General features: G+C 70.7%; 8 protein-coding genes and 1 pseudogene. 7 read left to right on the top strand and 2 right to left on the bottom strand.

The genetic code is table 11. The features are described from left to right. A pseudogene (locus tag N864_RS25080) lies at positions 1–584 on the top strand (DivIVA domain-containing protein); the annotation flags it as partial. Positions 585–797: 213 nt separating this feature from the next. Here N864_RS25080 and N864_RS25710 read toward each other — a convergent pair. After that, on the bottom strand, positions 798–1436 hold the full coding sequence (locus N864_RS25710) for a hypothetical protein (RefSeq protein WP_034718451.1): 639 nt from the start codon (positions 1434–1436) through the stop codon (positions 798–800). On the opposite strand from N864_RS25710, the gene N864_RS26260 reads away from it, so the two are divergent. The 6 genes from N864_RS26260 to N864_RS14935 all read left to right on the top strand — a co-directional run bounded on the left by N864_RS26260 (position 1435) and on the right by N864_RS14935 (position 9406). Next, the gene (locus tag N864_RS26260) at positions 1435–1959 is read left to right on the top strand and encodes a TraR/DksA family transcriptional regulator (RefSeq protein WP_034718449.1); all 525 of its coding nucleotides are present in this window, start codon (positions 1435–1437) and stop codon (positions 1957–1959) included. The two genes, N864_RS25710 and N864_RS26260, sit on opposite strands and share 2 nt — an antisense overlap. Next, complete coding sequence (locus tag N864_RS14955; protein ID WP_081793893.1) at positions 1932–2528, top strand: signal peptidase II; 597 nt, start codon at positions 1932–1934, stop codon at positions 2526–2528. Before N864_RS26260 ends, N864_RS14955 begins: the two co-directional genes overlap by 28 nt. Next, positions 2521–3453, top strand: coding sequence for an RluA family pseudouridine synthase (locus N864_RS14950; protein ID WP_034718445.1), 933 nt, complete (start codon positions 2521–2523; stop codon positions 3451–3453). Before N864_RS14955 ends, N864_RS14950 begins: the two co-directional genes overlap by 8 nt. Positions 3454–3707: 254 nt before the next feature. Continuing rightward, positions 3708–7286: a DNA polymerase III subunit alpha gene (gene dnaE / locus N864_RS14945; protein ID WP_034718443.1), complete on the top strand. Its 3579-nt coding sequence runs from the start codon at positions 3708–3710 to the stop codon at positions 7284–7286. Positions 7287–7300: 14 nt separating this feature from the next. After that, a complete protein-coding gene (locus tag N864_RS14940; RefSeq protein ID WP_051518631.1) occupies positions 7301–8476 on the top strand; it encodes a winged helix DNA-binding domain-containing protein in 1176 nt (391 codons plus the stop codon). 3 nt (positions 8477–8479) lie between these two features. Continuing rightward, on the top strand, positions 8480–9406 hold the full coding sequence (locus N864_RS14935; RefSeq protein WP_240474346.1) for a pseudouridine synthase: 927 nt from the start codon (positions 8480–8482) through the stop codon (positions 9404–9406). 85 nt (positions 9407–9491) lie between these two features. On the opposite strand, the gene N864_RS14930 is transcribed toward N864_RS14935, so the two are convergent. Next, positions 9492–9855, bottom strand: a 364-nt coding sequence (locus tag N864_RS14930) for a zinc-binding dehydrogenase (protein WP_034718441.1), incomplete at its 5' end; no start/stop codon positions are given.

Below are 9855 nucleotides of genomic sequence, written 5' to 3'. Positions count from 1 at the left end.
CGACGGCCGGTGCAGGGCTGGCCGCCTCGCCGTCCGGCGACGCCGCCGGCGTCATCGCGCTCGCCCAGCGGCTGCACGACGAGCACGTCCGCAACGGCGAGAGCAAGCGCGACGAGCTCATCGGCATCGGCCAGCGCCGTCACGACGAGCTCGTTGCCGCGGCCCAGCGCCAGCACGAAGAGGCCGTCCGCCGGGCCGAGGAGATGTCGGCCTCGGCCGTCGCGCAGCGCGACCAGATGATCTCCGAGGCGACGAACCAGCGCGACACCATGCTCGCTGAGGCGACGAACCAGCGCGACAGCATGCTCGCGTCGGCGACCGCCAAGCGCGACGAGATGCTGACCGAGGCGCGCGAGCGGTCGACCGGCATGGTGGCCGAGGCACAGCAGAAGAAGGCCGCCGTCCTCGAGGAGCTCGACAAGCAGCAGGGCCTGCTCAACAAGAAGATCGACGAGCTGCGCGGGTTCGAGCGCGACTACCGCAACAACCTCAAGGCCTACATCACCCGTCAGCTGTCCGACCTCGACCGCACCGCCGAGGAACTCACTCCGGCCGGCGAGGGCGAGGGCCAGCACCAGGGCTGACACCACCACAGCGGCAGACTGTCGAAGGGCCGTCCGGAGCGATCCGGGCGGCCCTTCTGCACGTTCTCCGAACGGCTGTTCCGTATGCCGCTGGGCCGCCTCCCAGCAGGGCGCAACCTGTCGCTGTGGTGTGCGTCCCCTGTGAACTCGCCCTGTGTCTGTCGCACGTCGAGATTTTGCGCGCGTTTCGTTTGTATCGGCGCGATGGGGGGCCTATTGTCGGCCCCACTTGTCAACGTCGACGGTCATTGGAGGGCCCATGTCGGCCAAGAAGGCTGGGACGGCACCCGCACGCACCACCACGGCTGCCGCGGCGCGCACGAGCACCAAGGCCGCTGCCTCGAAGTCCGCGTCGGCCCGCACGACGACTGCCCGATCGACCGCCGCGACGAGGCGAGCGGCCACCACGAAGGACTCGACCAAGGACCCGGCGACCACCCGCACGAAGGCCGCCGGCACCGGCACGTCGGGCCCGGCGGCCGGGACCGGCGTGAACGAGAGCGCCGCCCGTTCCGTCAGCAAGTCGAGCACCACCAAGGCGGGCACCACCAAGACGACTCCCCGGAAGGCAAGCACGAAGACGACGACGAGGACCGGCCCGACGAAGGCGGCTGCGGCCAAGGCGACGAAGGCAGCGACCGCGGCGAAGCCGACGAAGGCAGCGACCGCGGCGAAGCCGGCAAAGGCAGCGGCCGCGCCCACCTCGGCGACCAGAACGACCAAGCCGACGAAGCCGGCGCCCGCGGCCAGGACGACGACGAAGGCCGCGAGCACGAAGCGCACCACCAAGCCCCCGGCCACCCGCTCGGGCACCGCCAAGAAGACCGCACCGCCGAGGAAGGCTGCAGCCATGACCCAGACCGCGCCCAGCAAGAAGACCGCCAGCGCCGCCAAGGCCGCTGCCCCCGCCGGTGGGTCCCGGTCCCGTGGCAGGGTCGGCGCCTCCCAGCCGGCGAGCGAGGCCGAGGTCGAAAGGCTCACCCAGAGCCTGAAGGTCAAGGAGGACGAGGCGCCGTGGACCAGCGAGGAGCTGCGTGCCGTCGGCAAGTACCTGCGTGAGGAGATCGAGTCCTACGAGCGGGAGATCGAGCGCGCCGAGGAGGAGCTGGCCAACTTCATCCGCAGCTCGTCCGACGGTGGCGGGGAGGACCAGGCCGACGCCGGCGCGAAGACGTTCGAGCGCGACCACGAGATCGCCCTCGCCAACAACTCACGCGACATGCTGCGGCAGACCGAGCGCGCCCTGGAGCAGCTGCGGGCGGGCACCTACGGGATCTGTGAGAACTGTGGCAACCCGATCGGCAAGGGTCGCCTCCAGGTCTTCCCGCGTGCGACCCTGTGCATGACATGCAAAACGAAACAGGAACGCCACTGACCCCGACGCCCCCTCCCGAGGCGGCTGACGACGCCTCCCCGGACCGGCAGCCCGACGCACCGCGTCGGCACCGGCTCTTCGGGTTGCTCGTCGTCATCGCGGTCCTCGCCTACGCGAGCGACCAGGTCTCCAAGGCCATCGCCCTCGACCGGCTCGGCGACGGTCAGAGCCGGTCGCTGATCGGCGACGTGATCAGCCTCAAGCTCATCGGCAACCCCGGCGCAGCGCTGTCCCTCGGCGCCGGCAACACGTGGGTGATGACGATCATCGCGGCCGTCGTGCTCGTCGCCATCGCCTTCGTGGCCAAGGGCCTCGGGTCGCGCACCTGGGCGGTCGCGCTCGGTGCGCTGCTCGGCAGCGCCCTCGGCAACCTCACCGACCGGTTCGTCCGGCCCCCGGGTGGTGGTCAGGGGCACGTCGTCGACTTCATCGACTACAACGGCTGGTTCATCGGCAACGTGGCGGACATCTGGATCGTCGCCGCTGCCATCCTCATCGTCCTGCTGGCCCTGCTCGGCATCGGTGTCGACGGGCGCCGGGACCACGGGACGAGGCGGCGGGATGGCTGACGTGCGGGCCGTGCTCGTCCCGGAGGGGCTGGAGGGGGAGCGGGTCGATGCGGCCATCTCCCGACTCTTCGGGCTGTCCAGGACCAAGGCAGCCGACCTGGCGGGCGGCGGCCACGTCGTCGTCGACGGCAAGCCCGTCCTGAAGTCCGAGCGCCTGACGGCCGGTTCGATGCTGGAGGTTTCGCTGCCCCGGGACGAGGACGGCCCTCGAGTGTCGCCCCGCGCCGAACCGGTCCCCGGGATGCGGATCGTGCACGACGACCACGACATCGTCGTCGTCGACAAGCCGGCCGGCGTCGCCGCCCACCCCAGCGTCGGCTGGGACGGGCCTGATGTCGTCGGCGGGCTGGCGGCGGCCGGCTTCCGGATCTCCACCTCCGGTGCGCCCGAACGACAGGGCATCGTCAGCCGCCTCGACGTGGGCACGTCGGGGCTCATGGTCGTCGCCAAGAGCGAGGTGGCCTACACGCGCCTGAAGCAGGCCTTCCGTAGCCGGAGTGTCGACAAGACCTACCACACACTCGTGCAGGGGCTGCCCGACCCGGTCGTCGGCACCATCGAGGCACCGATCGGGCGCCACCCGGGCTACGACTACAAGTTCGCGGTCATGAGGTCGGGCAAGCCGTCGGTGACGCACTACGAGGTCATCGAGGCGTTCCGGCACGCGAGCCTGCTGAAGATCCACCTCGAGACCGGCCGGACCCACCAGATCCGGGTCCACCTGGCGGCGCTGAAGCACCCCTGCGTCGGCGACCCGCTCTACGGCGCCGACCCGAGCCTGGCCAAGCGGGTCGGCCTCGACCGGCAGTGGCTGCACGCGGTCGGGCTCGGCTTCGAGCACCCGACATCCGGGGAGTACGTCCACTTCGAGAGCCCCTATCCGCAGGAGCTGCAGCACGCCCTCGACGTCGTGGCCAGAGGCTGACCCTCCACTCGAGACTGAAGGTCACGCCCGTCGGAAAGTGGCCTCTCGACGTAGTCCCCGCGTCGGAAAGTGGCCTCTCGACGTGTCCAACCGTCGAGAGGCCACCAACCGTCGAGAGGCCACCAACCGACGGTGGTCAGGGGCCCGCGCGAGGCGGCTGAGCGGCATACCGAAAACGGGGTCGCGGGGGCGGTCCGAGCGACACCCGGACGACACGCCGAGCAGTGTCCGAGGTCCGGCTTAGACTCTCCCCGATGTCCACCGAAACCGCGCCCGACAAGAGCTTCGTCCACCTCCACGTCCACACGGAGTACTCGATGCTCGACGGTGCGGCGCGGATCGGCGACCTCTTCACGGAGGCGGCGCGCATGGGCATGCCGGCCCTCGCGACGACGGACCACGGCTACGTCTTCGGCGCCTACGAGTTCTGGAAGAAGGCGCAGGGCACCGGGGTCAAGCCGATCATCGGCGTCGAGGCCTACATCACGCCGGGCACCCACCGCACCGACCGCACCAAGATCAGCTGGGGCGACGGCGGCCGCGACGACATCTCCGGCGGTGGGGCCTACACCCACATGACGATGCTCGCCGAAAACGTCGAGGGCATGCACAACCTGTTCCGGATGACGTCGCACGCCTCGCTCGACCAGGTCTACACGAAGTGGCCCCGCATCGACCGCGAGCTGCTGCAGACCTACGGCAAGGGCGTCATCGTCACGACCGGCTGCCCGTCGAGCGAGATCCAGACGAAGCTGCGCTTCGGCATGTACGACGAGGCGCGCCAGGTTGCCGGGGAGCTGCGCGAGATCTTCGGCGCGGACAACGTCTACTGCGAGCTGATGGACCACGGCCTGGACATCGAGCGTCGCGTCCAGCGCGACCTGCTGCGCCTGGCCAAGGACGTCGGCCTGCCCCTCGTCGCGACCAACGACCTGCACTACACCCGCGCCGAGGACGCCAAGGCGCATGCCGCCCTGCTCTGCGTCCAGTCCGGCTCGACCCTGATGGACCCCAACCGGTTCAAGTTCGACGCCGACGACTTCTACCTCAAGTCCGCGCAGGAGATGCGCCACCTGTGGCGCGAGCTGCCCGAGGCGTGCGACAACACCCTGCTCATCGCCGAGCGGTGCAACGTCGGGTTCACCGAGGGGGAGGGGCGCTTCATGCCCCGGTTCCCCTGCCCCGAGGGCGAGGACGAGACCTCATGGTTCATCAAGGAGGTCGAGACGGGGCTGCAGCGCCGCTTCCCCGAGGGGGTGCCCGACTACGCCCGCAAGCAGGCCGCCTACGAAGAGGACGTGATCGTCTCCAAGGGCTACCCGGGCTACTTCCTCGTCGTCGCCGACTTCATCAACTGGGCCAAGCGCAACGGCATCCGGGTCGGACCGGGGCGCGGCTCCGGTGCGGGCTCGATGTGCGCCTACGCGATGGGCATCACCGACCTCGACCCGATCCCGCACGGCCTCATCTTCGAGCGGTTCCTCAACCCGGAGCGCAAGTCGATGCCCGACTTCGACGTCGACTTCGACGAGCGCCGCCGCGGCGAGGTCATCAAGTACGTCACCGAGAAGTACGGCGACGACCGGGTCGCCCAGATCGTCACCTACGGCACGATCAAGGCCAAGCAGGCGGTCAAGGACGCCGCCCGGGTGATGGGCCACCCGTTCAGCGTCGGCGAGCAGCTGACCAAGGCGATGCCGCCGGACGTCATGGGCAAGGGCGTGCCCCTGTCGGAGATCTACAACCCCGAGCACAAGCGCTACAACGAGGGCGGCGACTTCCGGGCCCTCGTCCAGACCGAGCGGCACTTCCAGGAGGTCGTCGACACCGCCAAGGGCCTCGAGGGCCTGAAGCGGCAGTGGGGCGTGCACGCGGCCGGCGTCATCATGAGCAGCGAGCCGCTCATCGACGTCATCCCGATCATGCGCCGCCTGCAGGACGGGCAGGTCATCACCCAGTTCGACTACCCGAGCTGCGAGTCGCTCGGCCTGGTCAAGATGGACTTCCTCGGCCTGCGCAACCTGACGATCCTCGACGACGCGATCGAGAACATCAAGGCCAACCGGGGCGAGGACATCGACCTCGACGCCCTCTCCAAGGACATGACCGACCGGGCCACCTACGAGCTGCTCGGCCGCGGCGACACCCTCGGCGTCTTCCAGCTCGACGGTGGCGGCATGCGCTCGCTGCTGCGGCTCATGCAGCCGGACAACTTCGAGGACATCTCCGCAGCTCTCGCGCTCTACCGGCCCGGCCCGATGGGCGTCAACGCGCACACGAACTTCGCGCTGCGCAAGAACGGCAAGCAGGAGATCGTCCCCCTCGACCCGCAGCTGAAGGGCAAGCTCCAGCCCGAGATGGTCGAGGCCCTCGACCCGATCCTCGGCACGACCTACGGCCTGGTGATCTACCAGGAGCAGGTCATGGAGATCGCCCAGAAGCTCGCCGGCTACACCCTCGGCAACGCCGACCTGCTCCGGCGCGCCATGGGCAAGAAGAAGAAGGAGGTGCTCGACGCCGAGTACGTCCCCTTCTCCGAGGGCATGAAGGCCAACGGCTTCAACGAGGCCTCGATCGCGGCCCTGTGGGGTGTGCTCGTCCCGTTCTCCGACTACGCGTTCAACAAGGCGCACACCGCGGCCTACGGCGTCGTCTCCTACTGGACCGGCTACCTCAAGGCGAACTACCCGGCCGAGTACATGGCCGCGCTCCTGACGAGTGTGCGCGACGACAAGGACAAGTCGGCGCTCTACCTCAACGAGTGCCGGCACATGGGCATCAAGGTGCTGCCGCCCGACGTCAACGAGTCGGTCGCCAACTTCGCCGCCGTCGGCACCGACATCCGGTTCGGGCTCGCCGCGATCCGCAACGTCGGCCGTCCGGTCGTCGACGCGATCATCAGCGCCCGCGACGAGAAGGGCGCCTTCGCCTCGTTCAAGGACTTCCTCGCCAAGGTGCCCGCCGTCGTGTGCAACAAGCGCACGATCGAGTCGCTCATCAAGGGCGGGGCCTTCGACTCCCTCGGCGAGAGCCGCCGCGGCATGGTCGAGGTGCACGAGCGCTACATCGACGCCCTCGTCGAGGTGAAGAAGCAGGAGGCGATCGGACAGGACAGCCTCTTCGGCTCGTTCGCCGCCGACGACGCAGCCGGCGGGGCAGACGCGTTCGACGGTCTGCCGCCCGTCCCGCCGATGGAGTGGGACAAGTCGACCCTGCTGTCCTTCGAGCGCGAGATGCTCGGCCTCTACGTGTCCGACCACCCGTTGTTCGGCATCGAGCACATTCTCGCGGCCCACGCCGACACGACGATCGCCTCGCTCGTCGGTGACGAGGGCAAGCCCGACGGCACCAACGTCACCGTTGCGGGCCTCATCACGAGCCTGCAGCTCAAGCGCACGAAGAAGGGCGACCTGTGGGCCATCGCCACCGTGGAGGACCTCGACGGCGCGATCGAGTGCCTCTTCTTCCCGTCGGCCTACCTGACCTACTCCACGATGCTCGCCCAGGACACGGTCTGTGCGGTCAAGGGCCGGGTCAGCTCCCGTGACGACTCCATCTCGATCTTCGCGCAGGAGCTGACGATCCCCGACATCAAGGAGGGTCCGCGGGGGCCGGTCGTGCTGACCCTCCCGCTCGGGCAGGTCAACCAGGCTCGCGCCGAGCGGCTCAAGGAGATCCTCCGGGAGCACCCCGGCGCGACGGAGGTGCACGTCAAGCTGACCCAGCCGGGTCGCTCGGTCCTCATGTCCCTCGACGACACGCTGCGCGTCAACGCCACGTCCGCCCTCTTCGGAGACCTCAAGGCGCAGTTCGGCGCCTCGGTCCTCGGCTAGCCGGACGGTGCCGTATGCCGCTCACTGCCCTTCCGCTGGACCGTGACCTCGTCACGGGGTGGCGTCGCGAGCGGCTCGCGGGCCTCGGCATCGAGCCCGCCCTCGGCACCGCCGAGCGCCCGAGCCCGGCGGGCGAGCTGCTGCGCCGGGTGGGCGCGCTGCAGGCGCAGGACTACGGCAGCGGCGCGTGGTCCGTCGGGCTGCGGACCGGGCTGACCGCGGCCGAGGTGGAGCAGGCGGTCGTGGCCCGTGAGATCGTGCGCACCTGGCCGATGCGCGGCACGCTGCACTGGGTCCCGGCGGAGGACGCCCGCTGGATGTGCGAGCTGCTCGCCCCACGCGTGCTCGGTTCGGTCGGCCGCCGGTTCGACGAGCTCGGCCTGACCGAGACGGACGTCAAGCGCGCCGGGGAGGTCCTCGCGGAGCACCTCACCGAGCCGATGAGCCGGCCCGACGTCGTCGACCTGCTCACCCGGCACGGCATCGACCCCGCCGGGCAGCGGGCCTACCACCTCGTCGGCTACCACTGCATGACCGGCCTGCTCTGCCAGGGCCCGCTCATCGGCAAGCAGCCGAGCTTCGTCCTGATCGACTCATGGGTCCCGGTCTCCGCCAGCCCGACCCGTGACGAGGGCCTGGCCACCATCGCCGACCGCTACCTGCAAAGCCATGGTCCGGTGACCGAGCGCGACCTGGCCGGCTGGGTCAACCATGGCCTCGGCCTGGCGCGCGAGGCGCTGGCCCTGCTCGGCGACCGCGTCGAGCGGCACGAGGTCGATGGCGAGGTCTGGCTGCGGCACGCGGACCGTCGAGAGGCCACCAGCAGTCACGAGGCGCCTCGGCAGGGCCCGAGCCGAGGCGCCCCCGCCGGGACGGCCGGGCCGCAGGTGCACCTGCTGCCGCAGTGGGACGAGCTCCTGCTCGGCTACAAGACCCGCGACGTCGTCCTCCCGCCGGAGCACACGGTCAAGGTCGTGCCCGGCCGCAACATGGTCTTCCGCCCCACCGTCGTCGTCGACGGCGAGGTCGCCGGCGTGTGGCGCCGCACCTCGGCCCGCACCCGGACCGTCGTGGAGGTCGAGCTGTTCCGTCGGCCCACCGCCCGACTGCGCCGGGCGCTCGCGGCGAGCACAGCGGCATACGGGCGGTTCCTCGGGCACGAGACCGAGCTGCGGGTCGAGGGGGACTGAGCCGTGGCCCGAGGGGGCATCCCGGCCTCGCCCCTGCCACCGCGGCACGGCGTCGACGCCCAGCGCATCCGCATGCCGCAGTCCGGTCCGTGGGCCTCGCTGCGTGACCACCTCGTCGAGCGGCTCGGCACCGGGCTGACCCCCGACGAGGTGGACCGCAAGCTCCGGACGGGGGAGTTCGTCGACGCCGCAGGCGCCCCCGTCGCGGCCGACGCGCCGTTCGTGCCGCGCTCGGTCGTGTGGACGCACCGCGACCTGCCCGACGAGGTGCCCGTGCCCTTCGCGATCGAGGTGCTGCACTGCGACGAACGGCTCGTCGTCATCGACAAGCCCCACTTCCTCTCGACGATGCCGCGCGGGCGGCACGTCGTGCAGAGCGCACTCGCCCGGGCCCGGGTCCTGACCGGCCTGCCGCGCCTGACGCCGGCGCACCGGCTCGACCGGCCCACGGCCGGGGTGCTCATGCTGACGACCGAGCAGCGCTGGCGTGGGGCCTACCAGGGCGTCTTCGCCGCGGGCCAGGTGCACAAGGAGTACCTCGCCGTCGCGCCCGTCCGGGACGACCTGCGGCTGCCGCTCGTGCGATGCAGCCACGTCGCCAAGGAGCACGGTGTCCACCAAGCGATCGAGGTGCCGGACGCACCCCCGAACGCCGAGACGCTCGTCGAGCTGCTCGACCGGCGGGGCGGCATCGGGCTCTATCGGCTCACCCCACGTACCGGCCGCACCCACCAGCTGCGGTGCCAGCTGAGCGGCCTTGGCATCCCGATCGTCGGCGATTCGCTCTATCCCGTGGACCACGAGGTCGCCGACGACGACTTCTCCCGTCCCCTCCAACTGCTCGCGGCGGTCCTCGAGTTCGACGATCCGGTGGACGGGCGGCGGCGCCGGTTCGAGAGCCGACGTCGCCTCGCCGCCTGGCCCGGCTGACGACCTGCGCCTGCGCCCAGCACCGCCTGTCCGCCGTTCAGTCGCTCACGCGCTGCCACGCTCAGGCGCTCACTCGCTGCGACGCTCAGGCGCGCACGCGCAGGACGATCCGGCCCGGGCCTGCCTTCCCGGACTCCATCGCTGCGTGCGCCTCAGCGGCCTCGCCGAGGTCCACCACGCGCGGCGGTCGGACCCGCAGGCCACCGTCTGCCACCACGGCGTTGAGGCCCCGGGCGGCGGCGGCGAGGTCGGCGACCGATGCGTTGGAGATGGCGAAGCCGAGCAGCGCGGCGTCCTTGACGTACAGCTGCCCCAGGGTGAAGGCGGCCGGCGCGGTCATCCCCGCCACGACGACGAGCCGGCCGCCCGGTGCGAGCGAGCCCAGCGGCATACCGAGGGCGCCGTGGCCGGAGCTGTCCCACCACACGTCGACGCCGCCGGAGGCGGCG

Source organism: Intrasporangium chromatireducens Q5-1 (assembly GCF_000576575.1).
In the GTDB taxonomy this organism is placed as follows: domain Bacteria; phylum Actinomycetota; class Actinomycetes; order Actinomycetales; family Dermatophilaceae; genus Intrasporangium_A; species Intrasporangium_A chromatireducens.
This window is presented reverse-complemented; position numbering and strand designations above follow the sequence as displayed.